A 24,843-nucleotide genomic window follows, 5' to 3' on the forward strand; every position below is an offset into this window, starting at 1 on the left:
TCAAATGCTGTACCCTTCATAGCATTTTCTAAATCCCATATTTCAGGTTCTTTCTACTCAGTACTTTTTACGCTTTACTTTCTACTCCCACAAACCTAAAACCCTACCCCTACACCAAGACCTACAGATTGTAATTTTACCGTTTCAATAAAATTAAACTGACTTAAATTTTGCTGTAAATACAAAGCTTGTATAAATAACCTACCTCCTTTTTTGGTGGTGATGATATAACCTAAACCTGCATCGTAAGTAAAACCTTGGTTATAGCCGTTAAAAACACGAGGCGAATATCCGGCGGCAGCCTTAACAAAAATATTATTCCCACTATCCTCATTTTTAAAGGGGAAAGCGTGTGCTTCTGCTAAAAAAGAAATGGTATTGTAATTACCTCCACCACTTCTGTCAATAGTATTAAAACTTGCAGTTGAAATTCCTGCACCAATACCAAAAAAGTTATTTTGCTTTCCAAAAATGGTTTTTATCCTAAATGCATTGATACCAGAAGTACCCAAAACCTCATTAATAGCTAAAGAATAAGAAACCTCAGTACGGTTAAAAAAGTTAAATCTTTTAGCCGATTGTATCTGTGCCGAAGCCGATACAGCTACTAAACTAAAGGCAATAAACATCCATATTTTTATCATTCTCATGTGCTTCTTAATTTTCGATTTAATATTAAACAATTTTTCTTAAAGCTTTGCTTTCATAAGTATAAATCCGCTTTTTTACATTATGTTTGCAAACCCAAAGTATCAAAGCTTGTTTAACTCAAGATGCTGAAACTCGACGAAATCAAAAAACCCATAGAAAAAGAAATTGATGCTTTTGAAGAGAAGTTTAAAACTTCTATGCAAAGCTCAGTTCCGCTTTTAGACCGCATTACGCATTATATTGTAAAGAGGAAGGGTAAGCAAATTCGTCCGATGTTTGTATTCTTTGCTGCCAATGTTTGCGGCGGCATAACCGAGTCTACTTACCGTGGTGCTGCTTTGGTAGAACTGCTACATACCGCAACATTAGTTCATGATGATGTGGTAGATAATTCTTTCGAAAGAAGAGGTTTTTTCTCTGTAAATGCCCTTTGGAAGAATAAAATTGCTGTTTTAGTTGGCGATTATCTCTTAGCCAAAGGCTTACAATTATCTGTAAACAACCAAGAATTTACCATCCTCAAAATTGTATCAGATGCAGTACAGCAAATGAGCGAGGGAGAACTACTTCAGGTAGAAAAAGTTCGCCGTATGGATATTAGTGAGGATGTTTATTATGAAGTTATCAGACAAAAAACAGCTTCCTTAATAGCCTCTTGTTGTGCGGCAGGTGCAGCATCAGCCGGTGCTACAGAAGAAACCATACAGCAAATGCATACTTTTGGAGAGAAAATTGGTATAGCTTTTCAAATTAAAGATGACTTATTTGATTTTGGTGTTGATGATGTGGGTAAACCAAAAGGTATAGATATTAAAGAGAAAAAGGTTACGCTTCCGCTGATATATGCCTTAAACAAAGCAGAAAAAACGGAGAAAAAGAGAATCATCAACTTGGTTAAAAACCACAATGATGACCCAGATAAGATTAACACCATCATTAATTTTGTTAGAAATAGTGGCGGTTTGGCTTACGCCGAGCAGCAAATGATGAACTATCAGGAAGAAGCTTTTAAAATTTTAGCTCAATTTCCTGCAAGTGAATCCTTAACAGGATTAGAAAATTTAGTACGTTTTACAACAGAAAGAAAGAAATAATACATGAGTAACGAAATTATATTTTTTGGCGCATTTGCCCTATTCATCATATTGATGTTGGCCCTTGATTTAGGTTTGTTTAATAAAAAAGACCAACCCGTATCTTTAAAGCAGGCCGGTATCATGAGTGCCATTTGGGTAAGCTGTGCAATAGGCTTTTATTTCTTTTTAAGGATACAAGGTCATATCCTTCATGATATTCAGGATGAAGCCCATTTGATAGAAGTGGTTCAAAAAAACCAACATAATATTGTCTTAAACGGCACTTCCTTTGAAGAAAACCTCATCAAATACAAAAACAATTTATCTCTTGAATTTATTACAGGCTATGTTATTGAGTACGCCCTTTCTGTAGATAATATTTTTGTAATGGTATTGATATTCTCTGCCTTCGGTGTAAAAGAAAAATATTACCACCGCGTATTGTTTTGGGGCATTTTAGGTGCCGTTATCATGCGTTTCCTGTTCATATTTATTGGCGCAACCCTCATCAGTAAATTCGGATGGATACTTTATCTTTTTGGAGCATTCTTAATTTACTCGGGTATTATGATGTTTATCAACCGCGAAGGAGACGATGAAATAGACCCCGAAAACCATAAAGTAGTAAAGCTAGCTTCTAAGTTTTTCCCCGTTTATCCAGATTTTGTTGGCAATAAATTCTTCCATAAAGTAGATGGTAAACAATACATCACTCCGCTATTTCTAGTTTTATTAATTATAGAGTTTACAGATGTAATTTTCGCGGTAGATTCTATCCCGGCTATATTTGCGGTAACAAAAGACCCATACATTGTATTTTTCTCTAACATATTTGCCATACTAGGCTTACGTTCTATGTTTTTCTTATTGGTAAATGTGATACATAAATTCCATTACTTAAAAACAGGTTTAGCCTTCTTATTGGTATTTATTGGTATTAAAATGCTTGGGCATCATTACCTAAAAGAATGGGGCTTTACAACAGCACATTCTTTATATATCATTATTGGTATACTGGTTATTAGCGTTGTTGCTTCTTTAGCATTTCCTAAAAGAGAAAAGACAATTTATTAGGTTGCTTTATGCTTAAGAAAGAGCGTTATCAAGAATTTGTAGCTTATTTTTCACAACATCAACCGCAGGCAGAAACAGAATTGCATTATAGCAATCCGTTTGAATTGCTTATTGCGGTTATCCTATCAGCACAATGTACAGATAAGCGTATCAACCAAATAACACCAAAACTTTTTGGGCGTTACCCAACACCAGAATCTTTAGCAACATCAACGGCAGAAGAAGTTTTTACTTATATACGCTCTGTTAGCTACCCCAACAATAAATCAAAACATTTGGTGGGTATGGCTAAAATTCTGGTAGAAGAGTTTGGCGGTATTGTACCAGAAGATGTAAAAGATTTACAGAAAATGCCAGGTGTTGGCCGTAAAACAGCCAATGTTATTGCATCGGTTATTTATAATGCCCCTACCATGGCGGTAGATACACATGTTTTCAGGGTATCTAATCGTTTAGGCTTAACATCAGCAGCAAAAACGCCTTTAGCTGTAGAAAAGCAATTAACCAAATACCTCCCTCAAGATAAAATACATATTGCACACCACTGGCTTATTTTACATGGCAGGTATGTTTGTATTGCTAGAAATCCAAAATGCGAGATTTGCCCTATCAGCTATTTCTGCAAATATTATGCTTTACAAAATACACCAGCTGCTTTGTTAAGAAAAGAACAAGCCGAATTGAAAAAAGCTGCACTAAAGAAAAAGCTAGCCAAGAAGAAACAAGTAGCTAAAGAGTTGAAAAAAAGAGCTATTAAATAATTTTCTATTCATTACATTTGAGAATAACAGAAATATTTTATATTTGCTAAAAAATTAGTATTATTGTTTTTCATATTCATTAAAAGATATACATGAGTGCCTCAAACGAAAAATTAAAAGCCCTACAGCTTACGCTGGATAAACTAGAAAAATCATACGGTAAAGGCACCGTAATGAAATTAGGAGATGCTGCAATAGAACCAATGGAAGCTATTTCTACAGGTTCTATTGGTTTAGATATAGCCCTAGGAATTGGAGGTTTACCAAAAGGTAGAGTTATAGAAATATACGGTCCAGAATCATCTGGTAAAACAACTTTAGCAACACATGTAATTGCAGAAGCACAAAAAGCTGGCGGTATAGCTGCTATAGTTGATGCTGAGCATGCCTTTGACCAATTTTACGCTAAAAAATTAGGTGTTGATATAGAAAACCTTTTAATCTCACAGCCAGATAATGGTGAGCAAGCCTTAGAAATTGCAGATAACTTAATTCGCTCTGGTGCAATTGATGTTATCGTGATTGACTCTGTTGCTGCCCTTGTACCCAAAGGAGAGATAGAAGGCGAAATGGGCGACTCTAAAATGGGCTTACAGGCTCGTTTAATGTCTCAAGCATTAAGAAAGTTAACAGGAACCATAAGTAAAACTAAGTGCTGCTGTATCTTCATCAACCAGTTAAGGGATAAAATTGGGGTGATGTTTGGTAACCCAGAAACTACTACAGGTGGTAACGCTTTGAAATTTTACGCTTCTGTACGTTTAGATATCAGAAGAATATCTCAGATAAAAGATAGCGACGAAGTTTCTGGTAACCGCGTTAAGGTTAAAATTGTTAAAAATAAGGTAGCTCCTCCTTTCCGTATTGCCGAGTTTGACATTATGTTTGGCGAAGGTATTTCTAAAGTGGGTGAAATTATTGACCTTGGCGTAGATTACGGTATTATTAAAAAAGCAGGTTCTTGGTTTAGCTACGGCGATACCAAATTGGGCCAAGGAAGAGACGGTGTTAAACAATTATTACACGATAACCCCGAACTTTCTGATGAACTAGAAGCTAAAATAAGAGCTGCTGTAACGGCTGCTCCCTTAGAAGAGAAAGAGTAATCTTTTGTCTTTCTATACTATACAAAAGCCTCAAAAAATAATTTTTGAGGCTTTTTTGGTTTTTAATGAAATACTAAAACAAGCTAAAAAAATAAAGCCTTACCATAAAAGAATTAAAATCAATTCTAATAATAATGGTTTTAACACATATTTAAGCAACGATAAGGGAATGTAGATGAGCTGCCCAATCTGGCAATATTTGATTGACTTCAACAATCTGACCACAATGTATATTCATCAAAGGTGTCATTATTACTTGTTCATGAGGAGGAGAGAAATTTTGGAACAAGTGTACAGATGTAAAAAAACTATAATATCTATATAGATTTTCAAGACTTTTAATGTAGTTGATATTAATATATTCCAAAGAAACATTGTGTCCTCCTTTTGCCACGCGAAGTTTTACCCTATCGATGCTTGCTTCTACAGAATCCAGCCCCATGAAAAACAAACGAGTTTCAAAACCCGTTGTAGCAAAACGCTCAACCGTTTTTATTATTTCTTTACTTCTAAAATTAGTTTCAAAAGCCGCATCGGCTCCAGATGAAAGAGAAGTTTCTTTCCATTTTGCAAAAGCAACATCGTTAACATTAGCCCATAATAGGCTTTCATCTAAATCTGTATAAATATTTTTCAGATTTTGAAATACTATATCTCCATCAAAAACAGATGTACCGGGAGAAACCATTGAAGCAGAGAGCGTACTCTTACCTGCGCCATTAGGCCCTGCGAAAACATATAATTGAGGCCGTATCATCCAATAACCTTTACGGTCATCGTGGCGCCTGTTAAAGCGTCTATGCGCACCAATAACTTATGATCGGGATACTCATGTATGAATAAATCTTTGCTTATGCAAAGTTCATTTCGATAACTATTGTAAAGCCCCATACGAAGATTGATTGTCTGAACTTCTGCTACATGAGGTGCCAACACTTGAGATTGCTCTCTTAGTGAACGTTCAAATAAAGGTTTGAATTTATCACGTACCATATAATCAAAGGTACAAAAAACGAAATAAAACAAAAAGCCCATCACTTTTTATGATGGGCTTTATAAATTCCGACAATTTTCTTGAGTAAAGTTGGGTAGTACTCAACCTTTCAAGCTCCCGAAGCTGGGCTCGAACCAGCGACCCTCTGATTAACAGTCAGATGCTCTAACCAGCTGAGCTATTCGGGATCGTGTGTACAAAACGTGTTTGCAACTGTGGCGCAAATATATCAATTGATTTTAATTCTAGAAAAAAAATCATCAATAATATTCACAATTTTAGAAGCTAAAAAATTCAATCATCTCATCTGTTTGATATACAGATTTTTCCATAAAAAAGCCCCATATTTTCATATCGGGCTTTTTATGGAAATTTCATCATTTTAAGATTTCATAACACCAATGGTACTGCCATTCCAGTCTGGAAATAATTGAGCATGATCATTTACTTTCAAATGTTTTGCAGCAACTTCACTAAATACACTTCTAAAATCTGTAGTTACGGCCAAATCTCTTCCATCTTCTAAATTTTCTACAGATAATGGTGCCACTTTACCATGTACTAAGCCACCTTTAACATCATTACCTAAAATAAAATTACATGATGCTCTTCCGTGGTCTGTTCCTCCAGTTCCGTTTTGTTTAACGGTACGTCCAAATTCAGTCATCGTCATTACCGTAACATCATCTTGTAAAGTGCCCATATCTGTCCAAAAAGCCATGATACTATCGCTTAAATCATTTACATTTCTAGCGAAAATACCGGTATCTGTACCTTGGTTAAAGTGGGTATCCCAACCGCCAGACTCGGCGAAAGCCACCTCTAAACCAACATTCATTTTAATGAGCTGAGCTATTTGTTTTAACGAATTTCCTAAAGATGATGTAGGGTACACGGCGCCATTAGCTGGCTTATAATTTTTGGTATCGGTTTTTTGAAGCATTTTAATAGCCTCAAAACTTTCTTTACCTGTATTTTTCAATAGCTCAGAAGATGTTTGATCGTATAAATCTTCAAAATTCTTAGCTGCCATATTAGCACTTGCTTGGTTTCCTCTCATCTGGATATTAAAATCCTGAAGATTACTGATAGCTAAAGAAGGATTATCTCCATAAAAAGAACGTGGTAAAGAGGATGTTAAACTTACTGCCTGAAATGGCGTAGCCGTTTCATGACCAAGTAAGCCCACCGCCCTGTTTAACCAACCGCTAGGCGTTCCTTTTTTGAAAGGCGTACCAGATTCCATATAATCCTGAGCATCAAAATGTGAGCGAGTAGTATTTGGCGAGCCAATACCATGTACAATGCCCATTCTTTTCTCTCTAAAAACTTGCTCAAAAGCTGCCATTGATGGATGTAAACCAAAATTTCCGTCTAAATCTATCAAAGGTTTTTCATTAGCCGCTTTAACTGGCGACATGAATAATGTTGGTCTTGCAGCCTTTAAATATTCATCATTAAATGGCGTTACTGCCATTAAACCATCCATAGCACCACGTTGAAAAATACAAACTAGTATTTTACGACGTTGAAATAAACCCGGCTCTCTGATTCCTGCTACAGCTTCTGATAAGAAGGTTGGAATACCTCCAATACCTATCCCAAAAAGAGCTAAACCACCTGCTTTTATAAATCCTCTCCTTGATGTCATATCCTTAATATTTTAATTTCTTATTTACGTTGAAACTCTGGCGAACCAATGATAACCCCAACTACTTGTGCTAACATATTGCTACCTGCATTAGCTTGTATAGTTGGCTTAGGCTGAGTTGGCTTTGCTTGATTTTTCTCTTTCATAGCTTGCATACCCATCATATCTTCACCTAAAGAAGCTTCTTCATTCATCATCATATTCTCGGTTTTAACCTGATTTTTGTTGGCCGCAGCTTCTACTTTTTTAATCAATTCTGGGTCGTTCACCATAGGTTTTAACCTTTTTACCGTTTCATGTACGTTGCGCTCTGGCATCATGATCTTGCTATAGGTATACAAAGCTGCTTCTGCACTTTCTGGCTCTCTGTTTTGGTTTAAAGCCTGAATATTGAATTTTATCCCTGGTATTTTTTGCGATGCAATAGCTAAACCAAAATTCATTCTGTTTAATAATGAACCTGTATTTATCCAATAAGCTGCTCTATCTGGGAAACCGGTTGGTGCTTGGTAATAATATATTTTTTGCCCCATTTTATTTATCCATGTAAATAATTGGTAAGGCTGAGTAATTTCTGCATCTAAGCTTCTTACGGCACTCATAGCTAGCTCAAAAGGAGATTTAGTTTTTTCTCTTAAAGCTTCTTTGTTCCAAAATTCTGAAGCTGTAACCATGGTTATCATCACTTCTCTTAGATTGCCTTTTTTCTCGCGGAAAGTTTTAGCCATTTTATCGATAAGACTTTGTGGAGGATTATCGCTAACAAAACGCACTGCCAATTTGCGTGAAATAAATTTAGCTGTTGAAGGATGATTAGCCAGCATATTTAATAAAGTAACGCCTTCTTCATAACCGCCACCTTCTGGGAAATATTTATCTAAAACGGTTTTCTCTCCTTTATCATGACGGTTAGGCACAAACATGAAATCACCATCTAATACATAACCAGTACTTAGAAGCTTCTCTTTGGATGAGTTTTCCATGATTTTCTTCATCCCATCAGAGTAGCCATCATTCATAGGCGCTATCGTCCACCCGGTTAATACACGGGCAGCTTGGGTAACATCTTGCTGATTGTAGCCTCCATCAACACCTAAAGTATGCAACTCCATTACCTCTCTGGCATAATTTTCATTTAAGCCTCGGTTATTGTTAGCTGGTTTTTTAACTTTTGCATTTTTAGGCATCTCCATAGGGCCAGCACTAGAAAAATTATCTAAATACCTTAACATTGCCGGAGATTTTGCGGTTGCTAGTAGTAAAACATTAAAATCCTGAAATACATTTGGCCTAATAACATCTCGCTCATAAGCAGGAATAAACTCGGCACATTGCCCTTTATCTAAAGAAACATTGAAATGGTTAAACCAAAACTCGGTTAAAACCTCTTGAACTTGATTTTGTGAGTAAGCCGCTCTCAGGATTTTTTGACTGATAAATTGTCTATAAAGCTCTTGTTGAGGTCTTAAGCCCTTTTCATCCATATATTTTTTGATGATTTGGCGATAATCTGCTCTGTTTTGGTCTACAGAATCTTTATGAACATAACCATCTTTAATAGCCATTCTAATTGCAACTCCACCTCTTGGGTATTTTTCTACAACTTGTGCGTTAGAAAGTTGAAGTGCATCATACTTATCTAGCATCTGCTTTAGCTCTTTATCCTCTAAATTTGCTTTTAGTTGACTGGCAAACCATTTTTCAAGTCCTATTTTTAAAACAGCATCTATCTCACCAGGTTTAATGCCATAAGTAAATCTGCCTAATAGATGTGCCGCAGCTTCACGCTCCGTTAAACCTGCCTGCTTATAAGGAAAAGAAAAATTTGCTCTTCCAGACTTTTCTTTTGTGAAAGAAGCTAGTACTATTAAACTAGTAACTATTAATGCGGTTATACTGAAATAACGAAAAGCAATTTTCATAAATCTGTGGTTTATAAAGTAATAATGTATTTAAGACATGATAAAATAGGATAGGTTTAACCAACGATGAAACAGGAAAGTTATTTCAAAAAAAAGCGCTCTTCTGATTAGAGAACGCTATTAAGGAATAAATAAAATATTTTTAAAATTAACCTAATACCGGCTGATTGACTGAGTAATATTTCAACTCTATAATATCATTAGGAAGAGCTTTTGTATTCCAATGTTGATGTATGGCTACCGCAGCTCCTAAAGCCGTTGCTTGAGCCATGGCGGCGGCATAAACTTCTATCTGAGGGAATGCTCTTGCCAATAAATTCATATAAATGGTATTTTTTGAAAAACCGCCATCTACAAATATTTTCCTTATGGCAGAACCTTTGATGATTAAAGCTGTGGATTGCGATTGTAAATCAATAATATCTGCAACTAACTGATGATAAGCTTCTTTCTCATTTGCAAAACTGCTTAAATCTCTATCACCAAATTGAGATTGCTTTGGTAAAATTGCTGATGCTTGCTCTTCATTTTTAAAACGCTCTTTTAATTGCGCTGCCAATTGAGCATCAAAAGGCATGGTTCTAAAAATAAGCGCATCTACCTTAAAATGTGCTGCTATTCTTTTACTTTGCTGTTCTAACTCGAACCCTGCAAATAATCTTGAAGCTTTTACAGGTTTCCCATGATAAGCTATGTAAGCCAAGCAATCGTTCTCTAACTCTTGCGAGGTTAAAGGGCTTTCGTTAAACGGATTAAGACTAATACACCATGTACCTGTAGAAAGCAATACAAAAGGCTCTTTAAAATTTACCAAATAAGGAATCAAAGCTGCTGAGCTATCATGTAAACCTACACCTGTTTTATAAGTTTTACCCATAAAAGAGGCTTCAATAACATCATCAGCAGGAAAAATTTCAGGAAGCTTTTCTACCAATTGTTCATCATAAACCCATTGGTGATAATCTTTTTTATTGAAATCCCATAGTTGAGTATGGCATCCAACACTGGTCATATCGGTAAAATATTTACCAGTGATTAAATTGCTCATGTACTGCGGAAGATGCAAAACATGTTTTATCTGCTGAAAAATATCAGGTTTTTGATACTTGATACGGTACAATTGCATTCCAGAGTTTAAACTACCCGAGGCTGGTGATGCCGTTTCTTGTGCTATTTTTTGTGGACTACCATGTGTTTTATAAAACAGCTCTTCTAAATCCTTTGGATAAGGTTTTAAATAATTATAAAGTGGCGTTAAGGGTTTTCCTTCCTCATCTAGGTATACAAAACTTGCCCCGTAAGTAGAAAAATTAATGGCTTTGATATCGTATTTATTGATTTTTAAAACTTCATTTAAAGAATCAAAAACTGATAATCTAAGGCTGTCTAAATTCTCGCAGCTGTCTCCATCTTCGTCTTTGGTTTCTAAAAAACGAGCTGATTTTTCATAAACAATATGGTATTGCTCATCAAAAAGGAAAAGCTTTTTATTGGTTTTACCTACATCAAAAACAGCAATAACGGGGATAAGCATTTTTTAAGTTGAAAGTATTAAGTTAATGGTTGTAAGTATTAAGTTGAAAGTGAAAATTTTAGAGTTTAAAGTCTTCAATATAAATCGTCATTTAAACTCTAAATTCTTCAGAAATCAATCTAAAATCGTCATTCTAAAATCTAAGCTCTCTCTTCAGGAACCAATCTAAAATCGTCATTCTAAAATCTAAAATATTAAAGTCCGGTTGCTACCGTTACAGCTCCTCTTTCTTTGATGAGTTCTTGTCTTACGGCTAACTTTCTGTAAGCTGCCACAGGATCTAAAGCTGCACCAGAACGTAAACGAGCTTCTGCTACAATTGCTCTAACATCGGTACGGAAAACATTTTGTAATATTTCCTGACATTTAACTGTATCGTTTTCTTCTTGAGCTTGTTGTAAAGCTTTTCTATCAACCAATAAAGCTTGCGTATAAGCAATCATGATAGCTTCAACAGACTGTAATAAATCTTCTAACGGATCTTTTACGTTATGCGATGCATCAATCATCCAACCTAAATCTTTGGCGTGGTTCATGTTTTTAGCATCCATACCCTCTACCAATTCGTTAAATATTAAGAATAACTGATATGGTTTTAAGCTTCCTGCGGTTAAATCGTCATCGCCATATTTAGAATCGTTGAAATGGAAACCACCTAGTTTACCTTCCATCAATAATAAAGAAACGATTTGCTCTATATTGGCATTTGGTAAATGGTGACCTAAATCTACCAAAGTATAAGCCTGCGGACCTAGTTTATTGGCAAATAATAAAGATTGTCCCCAATCTCCAACCGTCATCGAATAGAAATTTGGTTCGAAAGCTTTATACTCTACAAACATTTTCCAATCTTTTGGTAAGGCTGCATATATTTCTTGTAAGCTTTCTAAAGTATTTTGGAAAGCTTTTCTAAAGTTTAATTGCCCAGGAAAGCAAGAACCATCTGCTAACCAAACGGTTAAAGAATCTGAACCTAAAGCTAAACCTTGTTTAATAACCTCAATATTGTGCTCAATAGCTTGTTTTCTTACCGCTTTATTTACATGCTGTAATGACCCAAATTTATAGCTTAACTCTTGTCCTTTTTGATCTTGAAAGGTGTTAGAGTTCATGGCATCAAAACGTAAACCATGACTTGCCGTAAGATTTTTTATAGCGTCATAATCTTGAGGGATATCCCAAGGAATATGTAAAGATATAGCACCACTAGATTGGTTTAATTTATGTAACAAGCCAATATCAGCAATTTTTTCTTCTAAGTTACGAGGCTCGCCACCGCCAGAAAACCTACCGAAACGCGTACCGCCTGTACCTAAAGCCCAGCTAGGGATAGCTATTTGAAAATCAATTAATTTTTGGATAACAGCCTCTACCTGAGGAATTTCTGACTTAATAAAATCAAACCTTTTTTGATGTGATGCTTGATTATCGCTATTATGTTGTTCTATCTGACTTTTTTCTATCAACATGCTTGTAATTGGTTTTTATTAATGTAATAAAAAAATAACCGATTAAGAAACCGTAGCAATTGTTCTTAATCGGTCTTTAATTGCTGCTTTTATCTTACAAATGCCATGGCAACACCACCATCAACATTTAATACATTACCGGTTGATTTATTTAATAAACCACCAGCAAATGCGAAACAAGCGTTAGCAATATCTTCTGGTAAAATAATCTCGTTTAATAAAGTACGTTTTGCGTAATAAGCAGGTAATTCTTCTACTTTAACGCCATAAGCTTTTGCTCTGCCTTCTGCCCAGCCACCAGCCCAGATATTACTATCAGAGATTACGGCATCAGGGTTAACCACGTTTACACGGATTTTATCAGCACCTAATTCTGCAGCATTTAACCTACTTAAATGTAATTGTGCAGCTTTTGCAGAACCATAACCAGCGTTATTTGGACCAGAAACTAAAGCGTTTTTACTTACAATATTGATGATATCGCCACCAATATTTTGCTTACGCATGATTGCTACACTTGCTTGGGTAATTTTAAATTGGCCTTTTACCAATACATCGTAAAGTAAATCCCAATCTTTATCGGTATGGTCTTCTATAGATTTTGAGATAGATAAACCAGCATTATTAACAATTAAATCTACCCCGCCAAAAGCCAAAGCAGCTACTTCTAAAGCTTCTTGTATTTGGCTATCATTGGTAACATCTAAAACTGCTGTTGTATAAGAATCTTTCCCGTAAAGCTTTTTAAACTCTTCGCCTGCACTAGCTAAACGCTCTGCATTCATATCGTTTAAAATAACTACAGCACCTTCTTCTACAAATTTCTTTGCAATAGCTTTACCTATACCACCGGCACTACCTGTAATTAAAGCAATACGTCCTGATAAAGACTTAGGCTTAGGCATACGTTGTAATTTAGCTTCTTCTAGCAACCAGTACTCAATATCAAAAGCTTCTTGTCTTGGTAATGAGGTATATTCTGAAATAGCTTCAGCACCCTTCATTACATTAATAGCATTGGTATAAAATTCTGCCGCTACGCGGGTAGTTTGTTTATCTTTTGAGAAAGAGAATAAACCTACACCTGGGTATAATATAATTACCGGATTAGCATCTCTTATAGCTGGGCTATTATCATGCTTGCAAGTCTCGTAATAGGCAGTATACATGTTACGATAAGCTTCAAAAGCTGGCGCTAATTGCTCTTTTATAGCTTTTACGTCTGATAAATCTTGCTCTGGCTTTAAGTCTAATACTAAAGGACTAATTTTAGTTCTTAAGAAATGGTCTGGACAACTGGTTCCTAGTGGTGCTAACCTATCTAAATCATGAGAATTGATAAACTCTAGCACTCTAGCATCATCAGTAAAATGTCCAATCATACTTCTCTCGCTTGAGCAAAAACCACGTAAAATGGGTGCTAAAGCAGCTGCTTGTTTCTTACGTTGGTCTTCTGGAAGACTTTGTATTTTTTGTCCGCCAAAAACAGGTCCTTTTTTACCATAATTTTGCTCTAGATATTCAGCACATTTCTCTATCACCTCTAAGGTATTGATATAGCTTTCGTAAGCCGTATCTCCCCAAGTAAACAAACCATGTGAGCCCAACATAATACCTTTAATACCAGGGTTCTCATCTAAACATTGCTTCAATTGTAAGCCTAGTTCAAAACCTGGTTTTTTCCACTCTACCCAACCAATTTCTCCGTTAAATAATTCTTGAGTGATTTTTTTACCATCTTTTGCTGCCGCGATAGCAATAGCTGCATCGGGGTGTAAATGGTCTATATGTTTAAATGGCAAGAAACCATGTAAAGGCGTATCTATAGAAGGTGCTTTAGAAGCTAAATCGTAAATACAATGGTTAAAAAGTTCAACCATTTCATCCTCATAAGCTACACCACGGTATATATTTTTTAAATTACGTAAACGGTCTACATATAAAGCTGCTAATCCGCTTTTCTTTAGGGTACCTATATCTCCACCAGAACCTTTAATCCACATGATTTCGGTATCTGCTCCTGTTAACGGATCTTTTGCAATAGCTTTACAAGATGTATTTCCTCCACCGTAATTAGTAAGCCTTAAATCTGCTCCTAATAAATTTGAACGGTAAATTAATAACGCTACTTCATCTCCTGCTAGCTTTGCTGCTTCGGCTTCATCCCATAAATAGCTTACGTGTTTAAATTGCTTTGTATCAAAAGACATAATATGCTGGTTTTTATTGTTTTATTATTTGATTGAGTTTCCGTAGCCTACAATTAAAATAGAAAGGATAATAAATAGTATACCTACGATAATGGTAGTGAGGGTTTTACTTTTTACACCTTTCCATTCTTTAAGGATTAAACCCCAAAGGTTGGCTATAAGAATGATAAATGCCATGTGTAATATCCACGAGCTTGGACCATTTCCTAATTTACTTTCACCCATGCCGTAAAAGAAAAATTGTAAGAACCAAGTTGTACCTGCTAATGCAGAGAAAATGTAGTTTTTTAATAGAGGCGTAGCCGCGTTGGTATAATCTCCGAAAGTTTTATTGCGGAAGTTTAACAACATACACCAAATAAAATTGGTAGTTAAACCACCTAATAAAATGACTACATAAGTAACATTATTTTGAAACAAAAATTCGCCTTGGTTAGGGTTACTAGCTTTCCACACTTCATTTGCTGTAGAAGCCATGTCTTTACCTGCATCAATCCCGAAAGCAAAACAGGCACTTAAAACACCAGAAATTATGGATACAAAAAGTCCTAACCCTATTTTAAATTCGTTATTGGCCGATGAAGCGTCTTTTTCTGCCGCTTTTAAATCTTTCTCTTTCATCATACCTGCTTTTCCGCAGATGATAATTCCGATGATACATACCAGAATACCCAGCAACACCATTTGACCCCAAGTATTGCTAATTAAATCTGAAAAAGAATCTTTACCCGGACTAGGGTGTAAATCATAATAAAAAGAAGGAATTAAAGCTCCAAAAACAGAGCATAAGCCCAAGATGATAGAGCTCCCTAAAGAAACACCAAGATATCTTACGCCCAGGCCATAAGTTAAACCACCTATTCCCCATAAAACGCCGAAGAAATAAGTTAAGCCTAAAATGCCACCATCAGTAGCGGCAATAATTCCGGTAAAATCTGGTATGGTTAAATAAGCAGCTAAAGGAGGTACAATAAGCCAAGAAAATATCCCGCCTACTATCCAATAACTTTCCCAAGACCAACCTTTAACTTTTTTATAAGGGATGTAAAAACTACCGGAAGCAAAGCCCCCAATAAAGTGAAAAATGACGCCTAATAATGCTTGCATGTATAATTCGTTTAACTTACTATTGGTAGGGCTAAATATGCACCTAACTACGTTAAACTGTCATGTACCATCATGCATCTTTTACAAAGACGCTCTTAAAGTAAGGTAAAATGGAACCTCGCGGTGAGCCGAGATTTGATTTTTATCATTTCTGCAGCCATAGTTCCCATCAATTTAAAATCTGTAGAAATGGTAGTGATTCCGTTAAGTAATAATTTTTTTAAAGGTGTCTCATTATAAGAGATGATTCCCACTTCTGTACCCAGTTTAAAATCTAAAGAAACAATCTTCTCTATTAGGGTAACCAGGTCATCCTCCATCAAATTGATATAAACTTCTCCTTTTTCTATGAGCTCTGTTTCTATATCGTGTATGATGCGGTGGGTAAAAGCATATTGCTGACAAAACAGCTTAAAGCCATCAATAATTTCTGTAGGATAATAACTTTTATCCGGGAAGATTAATTTTAAGGTATGATATTTTGAAAGCTCTTCTTTGGCCTGATTAAGTGCTTGATAGATATCCTGCCTAAAGTTTTCATAAACAGCAGAGAAATTACCCTCTATACCCTCAATTTTCTTATCCAATAAGATAAGTTTATCTGCCGGTATGGTATTGATAATTTGATAGGCGTCTTCACCTCCCTCCATAAAATGTGGTACAATTACATAATGAGAATAATCATTACGCTTGCTTTGGATAAGTTTTTTGAAGATAGCATACTCATTGTTATAGATATAAAAATCTATAGCGGCATCTTCACCTAAGGCAGCAACAAAGGCATCATAAATGATTTTTTTATGTGCCGATAGCTTATTGAAAAGTAAGAAAACCCTAATTTTCTTTTTAAAATCTGTATTGCCGATATAATAACCCTTACCCGGTACAGAAACCAGAATGTTTCTTTTCTTAAGATATTTATAGCCTTTTTCTGCCGTATCTCTAGAAATATCTAAAGCAAAACTTAATTCGTTTATAGATGGCAATGGATCATCCTTTTTAAGCTTAGCATTTTCTATGGCTGCTATAATAGAATCGCAAAGCTGCATATATTTTGGTGTTGCAGAATATTCATCTATTTGTATAAGCTTAAAAAAATTATCTGTCCGCATAAATCAGAAACGCAAAGAAAACAAAGGTTTATACAAATGTAGGTAGAACAAAGTAAAATGTCCTACCTCTATATGATTTTAATTGAATATTTACATTTTTATCTAAGCGGTTTTATTTCTTTAATGATGCCCAATTACCACTATAATAAGCTTTATCTAATTGGCTTACCAAAGTTGTATTGTTAGCTGCTTTTGCTGCGTGTCTTAAATCCTGATAGATATAAAAACCTAACCAATAACCGTATTGATATTTCTCGTTAACAGAGTTTGGTTTTTTGTAAAAAGCATACCAATCTGTATTAAGATTATGTTTTTTTGCTACTTCTAAGGCTGCTAAAGCCTTGTTCCAAATGTTATTAGCAACTTTTTCAAATAGTTTTTGTAGTCCTTTATGGTTTAGTTCTGCCGAATTAATAACCGCTTGTTTATCATCAATACCTAATGCTTTTAAAGAAACTTTATCTTCAAACTTTTGGTCTCCATCTAAATCATATTCAATTACATCTATGAAGCCGTTATTATCTGCATCCGTATATTTTACGGTTGCAAATACATTGATGTTTTTTTGCATTCTGCCGGGTTTCCATCTGTCGTAAATACCACCAAAACCTTGGAATGAGAAAGCGTTTTGATCTATCCTCCAAGCACCCCACTCGGCACCATGAAGGTGAATTCTTCCATCAAAAGCCCCTATATAAAGATTTCCTTTACCAGAGTTATCCATATCAAACTCGCCTCTATCGCCAATAACGTCTGCTTGCAGGTTATTATCCAAACCGCCTTTACCACCACCGGTTTTAAACAAATCTAGAGGGTCATAAAACTCCACCCGCTCCCAACGGTTGCAATCATCATCTTCATCAAAAACCAATCTTGCTTCCTGCCAATCGCCTTTTTTGAAAATCATATCATAGGCTACATGTCTATCCGGATAAAATAAAGTATCTATCTCTCTCCACCGTTTATCAAAGAAATACTTATTAGCTGCTGGTATACCTTTTAACTTTTTAAAAGTATGGGCTTGGTTTGTATAGCTAAAGCCTTTGCCTTTCAGCAATAAGCTCATATCAAAATCAAACTCGTTGCCCGGTGCATTATCATTATCTAAATCCCATGCTGGAGCAGCATAGGTAATCATTCTGCTGTATTTGGTATCAATTTCTTTATCTAGTTTATCAAAACCATTGGCAATATTTTTTGCTTCTGATGAATCTCTAAAAACGGGTATATCTAACAAGCGGATAGCCATTTCAGACAAACCATCTTTATCAAAATCATAAAAAATGAAAGGATTTTCCCAGTTGTAACGTAAATCATCTATCCTAAAGCTTGAACCATGCATTTTTAAGAAGGTAGAATTGCCGTGGTAATCGTAGAAAAAGTTTGCATGACCTATGTGTTCCCAAGCTTCCATGGCAATTTTGTTCCAATCTACATAGTGCATAATTTGGTCTTTGTCATCGTCCATGATGTACATAAAATCTGCCTGCCAATCAAAAAAATTACGCTTTTTAGCATTTCCGTTGTTTACAATCAGTTGTATATCGGCTTTGCCATCGTTATTTTCATCTGTCCAATCTATACTAAAATCTAAAGGACCAGCAAAAATACCGTCCATATTTTTGTCTATTAACAAACAGTCGTCTACGGTATCTCCTTCTTTATCTCCTACCTTCATATTGTCATTATCATCAATCCAAATAATAGGAATTTTACCGTTTAGCATCGCTTTTAAAACATCCGGGTCACCGTCTTTATCTAAATCTTCATAAGTGATATTGGTAATTTGAGGTTGGAAACGCCACGGAATAAGCTGTGTTTTACTATTCCAATAAGGAACAGCACTCTTGTCTTGCGCAACTGCATGTATAGTGGCTAATACTAAAGCTATTAAAGCAATTCTTTTCATGATGAGTATGTAATTAATTGTTTAAGGAATGAGATAGTTTATTGATTTACCCAAAGCTTGCCCCTTAGGTAAAGCTATTTGATGTGTTTGATTCTTTAATTGAAACGTTATTTCTGATAGTTTTTGTGTTGGGTCTGCAACGGTGATGTTCCATTTAGCATTTTCTTTAGCCAGCAAGTATAAACCCGCTTGCTCAAACTTGATGTTTCCTAATTTAGGATGAGAAAAAGTATAAGGCTGATAAATCACAAAAGCAAATTTATCATCCTTGCTAAAGTTTATGATTTGTGCCTTAGTACTGTTTTCTAAAACTTTAAAATTGGGCTTATAGCTTTTAACTTCTTTTAAGCTAACCGCAGGTTGGATAAAATATGCATAACTAGCAGCTTTAGGCTGTTTACCATGATTTACAAATAAGGTAAACATATCTGTCTGTAACTTATCTGTATTGTAAACTTTAGCAATTTCTCCCCAACTACCCTTTTGTTCTTCTATTTTTAAAGATAATGGCAATTTGCCTAGGTTATGATACGCTATTTTGTGGTGATAAACCCAATCTACATGATTTAAATTCTTACTTTTTGATACTTCTTCAAGCTGCTTAGCTTTTACATAAACCTTACCGTTTAAGTAAGTTTGATTGATGGTACTGGTAACTGCATTAGCATTACCTGATTGAATATCGGCACCTAAAGCAATAACACCATCTTTGGTATAAAACCATGCTTTTTTAGCTTTTAAACCATCTCTATCTAAAGAAAAAACAGATATCCCTTCATTTGCATGAGATAAGCCTCCTACAAAATCAGAAGGGTTTTGGTAGCCCTTAAAAGTTAATAAAGGAAGTGCTTCTTTAGCATCGTAACAGGTAACACCCGGTAGCTTTCTCCAATCTAAAAGCGGGAAAATATCATCATACTCGGTACCGTCTACCATAATATAGTGGGCGCCATCGGCCAAATAATAGCCTTTAAGATTTTCATTATTGCCAGCCTCGCCACCTATAACACGGTTAGAAGACATTTTAAGCGATGAAAACCAATCCTTATTTCTATGGATGGTAAAATCAGAATACCAAAAGTGCTGATGCCCTTCTAAAGCGTTTGCTTCTGTAGTTTTACCAAAATTTCTTTGAATGTAAGCTGCATAAAGTTGTTGATGCTGTGGATCTATCAACATCATATCTGCCACAACAAAGCCTACTCCTAATGCCTTATTCTTTAAAGCATTTTTAAAAAACTGTCTTCCTAAAGAGTTTACATCAAACTGGGCTTTCCAAGATAGCCAGTTATAAGCCTCAGAAAATAAATTTCTTAAAATACCTACCTGCTCTGGATTAAAAGCTAAAGGCGTTTGGTTAAAAACACGCCCCCACATAGACATCCCAATAAAAAAAGATAAGCCATAGTTGCCAAATTGCTGTTGTGGCCCGTGTTGATGAAAGCTATAATCGGGCTTAATACCTTCTACATTAGTAAGCACAATTTCAGAAACAATGGTATCTCTGGCTTGTTGGGCCAATTGCGCATCATTTAATAAAATAGATTTGAATAAAACATTTCCGGCTAGCCATACCTTATTTTGCCCTGTCATTCTAAAACCAGCATTATTCATCACTTCTATAGCACCTTGCAATTCTTCGGCAGATAATTCATTTTTAAGCATAACAAAGGCAGGGCCCAATGTACGCGGCAAGCCAATTTCATTATACCACCAATTTAAGCATACTGGCTTTGTAAGAAACCAAAACTGTAATGCTTTATGTATAGCTGTAGAAATTTCTTTTTTATTATAAAACGCTGACGATGGATTCTTATAAGCTTTTGTTAATAATAACACCCTATCGCCATGTAGTTTGGGCTCCCAACCGCCACGTTTTTCGTCTTTATAATTGATATCTGCCCAGCTACCGTTTCCACTTTGCGAGTTTATGATTTTTAAAACATCTTCTTTCTTAATTTCCTTCTTCTCATAAAGCTCTATAGTACCTTGGTCTGATGCTTGTTTATCTATCTTTAAATTCTGCAATGCAAGACTTAAGTTTTTGTCTTGTTGCTTATTCATAATGTAATAGTCTTTTATGTTTACTGCAAGAACATCAATAAGATTAGACTGTCCGTATACGCTACCTGATGTGAATAAAAACAGTAGGAGCATCATTTTTTTTGCCAAGCTAGATTTCTCTAAACTGAATACAAACGTTTGCATAATTAGAATATGGTTTAGGCCTTAATAAATTAGTTTAATAAATTGGTTTGGGGCAAATAATTCTGCGTAGTTATTAATATTTTCTAAGAAAACAAAATTAGAAATAATTTGGCCCAGCAAGCGGGCTTTTAAATGGGATAAAAAAAGCTTCTGAAAGACTCCCATCTTTCAGAAGCTTATCTTATAAGTTGAAGACTATTTTTTTAACATACTGATAAGCCAATTGGTAGCTTGCTCTCTTTGAGCTTCTACAGTATTATGACCTGTTTCTTTGTAAATAGCCAGCTCTTTTGCTGCGCTGATGCTGTTATAAGCTGCATACATAGAGGTTGGCGGACAAGTTTCATCATTAAAACCCCAACTGTAAAAGCCAGGTACTTTTAATTGCTTAGCAAAATTTACCACATCATAATATTGGCAGGTTTCTAATTTTGCTTTGGTATTATTTTGTGTAACAGATGTAGCATTGAAATAATGCGGCCAGCCTCCTGCTCTGTTAAATAAATAGCCTGTAACATCGCTTAAAGCGGGATAAAATGCAACCAAATATTTTATTCTTTTATCTAATGCAGCTGTTACAATAGATAATGCACCACCTTGGCTACCGCCTTGTACGGCTAAGTTAGTACCATCATAAGCCGGATGACTGGCTAAATAATCTAAAGCTCTGATACATCCTAAATAAACCCTTTTGTAATAAAAGCTGTTTTTATTGTCTAAATTAAAGCTAGGATAACCTGCTAATGCTCCGGCTCTTAAATCGTTATAAACATCGGTATTTAGGTTAACCGGAATACCATGTATGCCTATTTCAAGTGTGATAAATCCTTTTTCAGCTAAAGCAATATCACCATTGTAAGGCCTTACCCCTGCACCCGGAACTTTTAAAACGGCTGGATATTTTCCTTCCTTTTTAGGTACACATAAAATACCGTAAATTCTTGAAGCACCAATGTTTTGGATATTTAATTGGTACACATCAACCGTAGCGGTTGAACGCTCTTTTAAAGCTTCTAGCTTTACATCAAAAGGTACTTTTTCTAAATCTTTTATGGCTTTTGTCCAAAAGGTTTTAAAATCATCTGGCAAAGTAATGGTTGGTTTTATAGCTTCTGGTGCAAAAGCTGCTGTGGCTAAACTTTTAATGACTTTATCACCAGACTGTGTAGTTACCGTGATTCTTAAAAAACCTGGTTCTGCTAAAGAGCTAGCAATTACCACTGCCTCGCCATGAGTTAACACTAAAGAGTCTTTTTTAATAGCGGGCATTTTTTCTGGACCAAGCTCGTACTTTACTTTTACATTTTTAAGCTGCTTACCGTCTTGCATTGCGGTAATTTTAAACTTAGGTTGCTCACCTATTTTATAAACCCAATCAGGTTTATCAGCGGTAACAGCTAAAGTAAGATTTGTAGACTTATGGGTTTGTGCCTGTACGTTGGCAATGAATAAAAAGCCTAACAAGATGAATGTTAAGTTTTTAAACTTAAGAATTGAATTATTCATTTTTAGAGGTTTGGTATATTGGGTTAGCTAATAAGTACTAAGTTAGTGTATATGTTGTATCTACAAAAACCTATTTGATTTTAGTCTGTTATTTTAAAAGTCGTATGAAAAACACCTTAACTGGCCTAGCATTTTCTGTATTTACAAACTTAACTTTTAAAGATTTTGCATTTTCAAGAATATCAGCTGGGATGATGTATTCCTCATCAAAAAACTTCTCTCCTTTATCTCCGTTTAAAACAACTTTTTGAAGCATTTTATCATTCACGAAAATCTGAAGTCCTTTAGCTACATCTGCACCATAATAAGTAACACGTAGTTTTTTAGCCTGCTTATTTTCATTCTTTAGCTCGTAAGAAAACCATGCTTTGGTAGCTCTAAAACGCCTATCTCTAAACAAGCCGTTCTCGGTTTCTTGGCCTTCAAAGGCATGGTCTACTTCAGACTGCTGCTCGCCGGGTGCAACAAAATCTATCGTTGCTGTTTCTAAAGGCAAGACTTTTTGCTCTTCTGCTAACCATTTTTTTCGATTTTCTTCTAAACTTTGGATACTGCTTACGGGCCAATAAAGCATATATCGGGCATCATGTAAATTAAAAAATGGAATCAGTTTTAGGTTTTTATATTTATCCTGGTGGATATACTTAGCGGCACCAAATATCAGTTTATCTTTATCTATAATTTCTAATTGAGGTTTGAAATTTTTCTGTTCTGAGATAAGCACAGGAGCATCAGCAACAGAATATAAAGGTCCGTTTGCAATATGTCCTTTTCTAGAATCATCAGCAATTAAGCCTTCTAAATCTTGCTTAGAAGTGGCAGAAGCCAACACAATTGGCCCATGCCTAAAAGCCACCCAAGAAGAATGGTCTGGTAAAGATTCTAGCTGTGTTTCCATTGGAAGTGTTAGGCTTATTTTATCGTTATTTTTCCAATTTCTTTTGATAGCCACATAACCATTTGCTGCAAGTTTAGCCTCTACAGGTTTCTGGTTTACTAAAACCGCTAACTGATTGCTTTTTACCCAATATGGCTTTCTGATGTATAAAGTAAAAGATTGTGGTTTTGCTAATTGTAAAGTTAGGGTACTAGACTCCTGAAAAGGAAACTTAGTTTCTTGCTTCAATGTTAAGCCTTTTTCTTTCCAATGGAGGGTAGAAGCAATAAATAGGTTTACAAATACATCATTTTGCTGATGAGCATAAATCAACTCGCCATATTTTGCATGATTTTCTATACCTGTACCTACACAGCACCAAAAAGCAAGCTCGGGTTTAGAATAAACCCTGTAATGTTGCGCCCGCATAGGCGTTAAATAAACAAAACCGCCATGCTCTGGGTGTTGCGATGCTAAGATATGGTTGTAAGTAGTTTTCTCGTAAAAATCTAAATAGCCAGCTTGCGGTTGGTCTTGAAATAAATGCTTACTTAGTTTCAACATGTTATAACTATTGCATGTTTCAGGACCTTCTTTATGGTAAATAAGTTCAGCAAAATCATCGGTTTTATTGAAATGCTCTCTTACACTATTGCCTCCAATTACCACACTTCTATTATTGACTACGGTTTCCCAAAAAAACTTAGATGCATTTTTCCAGCTATCATTTTGTGTAAGCTCTGCAATACGCATAAAGCCAATTACTTTAGGGATTTGTGTATTGGCATGTAAACCGGTAAGCGCATCTTTCTGCTGCAATAAAGGTTCTAAAATAAATTGATGCGAAAAACGCTTAGCCGCCACTAAATATTTATCATCGCCAGTAATGGCTGCTACATCTGCTAAAACTTCGTTCATCCCGCCATGCTCGCAACGTAGCATGTTTTGCATTTGCTCATCGCTTAAATTGGCGATGATATTTAAACACCAATCGCTTAGTTTTACCAATATCTGCTTAGCTTCTGGCCTCTGTGCTATCACATAAGCATCTATTAAACCCGCATAAAGTTTATGTATGTTGTACCATGGCACCCACTTTTTGTTTAAAGCGAAGTTGGCTACTTCCAATTTGCCTTTTGCTACATCGGCCCACATGGCTAAACCATCCGGCACACCGCCTACATAGCCGTTTGCATTTTTTTGCTGACATAGTGCCAATTCATTTAGCATATAATCTAAACGCTTTAGCAACTCGGGTTCTCCTGTGGCGGCATACATCAGCGCAAGCGAAGAAAGATAATGACCAGCCGTTTGCCCACCCAAACCACTGGTTTCCCAATTGCCATACATAGCTGCTTTGGGTTTAAGCCCGGCTTCTTTTAAGAACGGAGCTAAGAGTCTATCGGGCTCTAAAGCCAGAATATATTTTAAATTATTTTGCTGCGCTTTTAAGAAAAGTTGGTCTTCTAGTTTAACCGCCGAAAGTGGAAATAACTGAGCTTTTTGCTGCGCTTGTGCGGTAAATTGTGTACCCACAAAGAAGAAAGAATAGATGATAATTTTACGTATCATAAAATAGGTTTTTTGGCTTATAGCTGGTTAAATCAAATATAAGTGTAATTTTTACATTTCTTAAAAAGAATAACAAATCATGTTGTTAATTTAAAGATGCATAA

The 24,843-nt window shown here is 35.6% G+C and carries 17 protein-coding genes and 1 tRNA gene; 4 read left to right on the forward strand and 14 right to left on the reverse strand.

The genetic code is table 11. From position 1 onward, the window contains the following. Window positions 1–95 precede the first annotated feature (95 nt). The gene (locus tag FYC62_RS10585) at window positions 96–650 is read right to left on the reverse strand and encodes a hypothetical protein (RefSeq protein ID WP_149074911.1); all 555 of its coding nucleotides are present in this window, start codon (window positions 648–650) and stop codon (window positions 96–98) included. Between the two features lie 123 nt (window positions 651–773). On the opposite strand from FYC62_RS10585, the gene FYC62_RS10590 reads away from it, so the two are divergent. The 4 genes from FYC62_RS10590 (at window position 774) to recA (ending at window position 4,668) form a co-directional block, all read left to right on the forward strand. Then, window positions 774–1,745, forward strand: coding sequence for a polyprenyl synthetase family protein (locus FYC62_RS10590; RefSeq protein WP_149074912.1), 972 nt, complete (start codon window positions 774–776; stop codon window positions 1,743–1,745). Window positions 1,746–1,748: 3 nt separating this feature from the next. After that, the gene (locus FYC62_RS10595) at window positions 1,749–2,801 is read left to right on the forward strand and encodes a TerC family protein (protein WP_149074913.1); all 1,053 of its coding nucleotides are present in this window, start codon (window positions 1,749–1,751) and stop codon (window positions 2,799–2,801) included. Window positions 2,802–2,809: 8 nt separating this feature from the next. Then, window positions 2,810–3,562, forward strand: coding sequence for an endonuclease III (nth, locus tag FYC62_RS10600; RefSeq protein ID WP_149074914.1), 753 nt, complete (start codon window positions 2,810–2,812; stop codon window positions 3,560–3,562). A 92-nt stretch (window positions 3,563–3,654) separates the two neighbouring features. Continuing rightward, on the forward strand, window positions 3,655–4,668 hold the full coding sequence (recA, locus tag FYC62_RS10605; protein WP_149074915.1) for a recombinase RecA: 1,014 nt from the start codon (window positions 3,655–3,657) through the stop codon (window positions 4,666–4,668). 151 nt (window positions 4,669–4,819) lie between these two features. Here recA and FYC62_RS10610 read toward each other — a convergent pair whose 3' ends face one another. The 13 genes from FYC62_RS10610 to FYC62_RS10670 form a co-directional block, all read right to left on the reverse strand. Next, window positions 4,820–5,356: a hypothetical protein gene (locus tag FYC62_RS10610; protein ID WP_240534714.1), complete on the reverse strand. Its 537-nt coding sequence runs from the start codon at window positions 5,354–5,356 to the stop codon at window positions 4,820–4,822. A 420-nt stretch (window positions 5,357–5,776) separates the two neighbouring features. Then, window positions 5,777–5,850 (reverse strand) — tRNA-Asn (locus FYC62_RS10615). 194 nt (window positions 5,851–6,044) lie between these two features. Further along, on the reverse strand, window positions 6,045–7,313 hold the full coding sequence (locus tag FYC62_RS10620; RefSeq protein WP_149074917.1) for a DUF1501 domain-containing protein: 1,269 nt from the start codon (window positions 7,311–7,313) through the stop codon (window positions 6,045–6,047). Between the two features lie 20 nt (window positions 7,314–7,333). Beyond that, window positions 7,334–9,235 carry a DUF1800 domain-containing protein gene (locus tag FYC62_RS10625; RefSeq protein WP_149074918.1) on the reverse strand — a complete coding sequence of 634 codons (1,902 nt, stop codon included), beginning with the start codon at window positions 9,233–9,235 and terminating at the stop codon, window positions 7,334–7,336. A 148-nt stretch (window positions 9,236–9,383) separates the two neighbouring features. Beyond that, the gene (locus FYC62_RS10630; RefSeq protein WP_149074919.1) at window positions 9,384–10,769 is read right to left on the reverse strand and encodes an FGGY-family carbohydrate kinase; all 1,386 of its coding nucleotides are present in this window, start codon (window positions 10,767–10,769) and stop codon (window positions 9,384–9,386) included. A gap of 194 nt (window positions 10,770–10,963) precedes the next feature. Continuing rightward, on the reverse strand, window positions 10,964–12,238 hold the full coding sequence (locus tag FYC62_RS10635; RefSeq protein WP_149074920.1) for a sugar isomerase: 1,275 nt from the start codon (window positions 12,236–12,238) through the stop codon (window positions 10,964–10,966). Between the two features lie 89 nt (window positions 12,239–12,327). Then, window positions 12,328–14,448, reverse strand: coding sequence for a bifunctional aldolase/short-chain dehydrogenase (locus FYC62_RS10640; protein ID WP_149074921.1), 2,121 nt, complete (start codon window positions 14,446–14,448; stop codon window positions 12,328–12,330). Window positions 14,449–14,472: 24 nt separating this feature from the next. Beyond that, a complete protein-coding gene (gene rhaT, locus FYC62_RS10645; protein ID WP_039454382.1) occupies window positions 14,473–15,555 on the reverse strand; it encodes an L-rhamnose/proton symporter RhaT in 1,083 nt (360 codons plus the stop codon). 95 nt (window positions 15,556–15,650) lie between these two features. Continuing rightward, window positions 15,651–16,667 (reverse strand): GntR family transcriptional regulator, encoded by a 1,017-nt coding sequence (locus FYC62_RS10650; RefSeq protein ID WP_317131486.1) that lies wholly within the window; start codon window positions 16,665–16,667, stop codon window positions 15,651–15,653. A 112-nt stretch (window positions 16,668–16,779) separates the two neighbouring features. Continuing rightward, window positions 16,780–18,576, reverse strand: coding sequence for a hypothetical protein (locus FYC62_RS10655; RefSeq protein ID WP_149074922.1), 1,797 nt, complete (start codon window positions 18,574–18,576; stop codon window positions 16,780–16,782). A gap of 21 nt (window positions 18,577–18,597) precedes the next feature. Then, window positions 18,598–20,784: a polysaccharide lyase family 8 super-sandwich domain-containing protein gene (locus FYC62_RS10660; RefSeq protein ID WP_149074923.1), complete on the reverse strand. Its 2,187-nt coding sequence runs from the start codon at window positions 20,782–20,784 to the stop codon at window positions 18,598–18,600. Between the two features lie 195 nt (window positions 20,785–20,979). Then, on the reverse strand, window positions 20,980–22,290 hold the full coding sequence (locus FYC62_RS10665) for an acetylxylan esterase (protein WP_149074924.1): 1,311 nt from the start codon (window positions 22,288–22,290) through the stop codon (window positions 20,980–20,982). 88 nt (window positions 22,291–22,378) lie between these two features. Then, window positions 22,379–24,739: a glycoside hydrolase family 127 protein gene (locus tag FYC62_RS10670; RefSeq protein ID WP_149074925.1), complete on the reverse strand. Its 2,361-nt coding sequence runs from the start codon at window positions 24,737–24,739 to the stop codon at window positions 22,379–22,381. Between the last annotated feature and the right edge of the window lie 104 nt (window positions 24,740–24,843).

The organism is Pedobacter aquae (assembly GCF_008195825.1).
In the GTDB taxonomy this organism is placed as follows: domain Bacteria; phylum Bacteroidota; class Bacteroidia; order Sphingobacteriales; family Sphingobacteriaceae; genus Pseudopedobacter; species Pseudopedobacter aquae.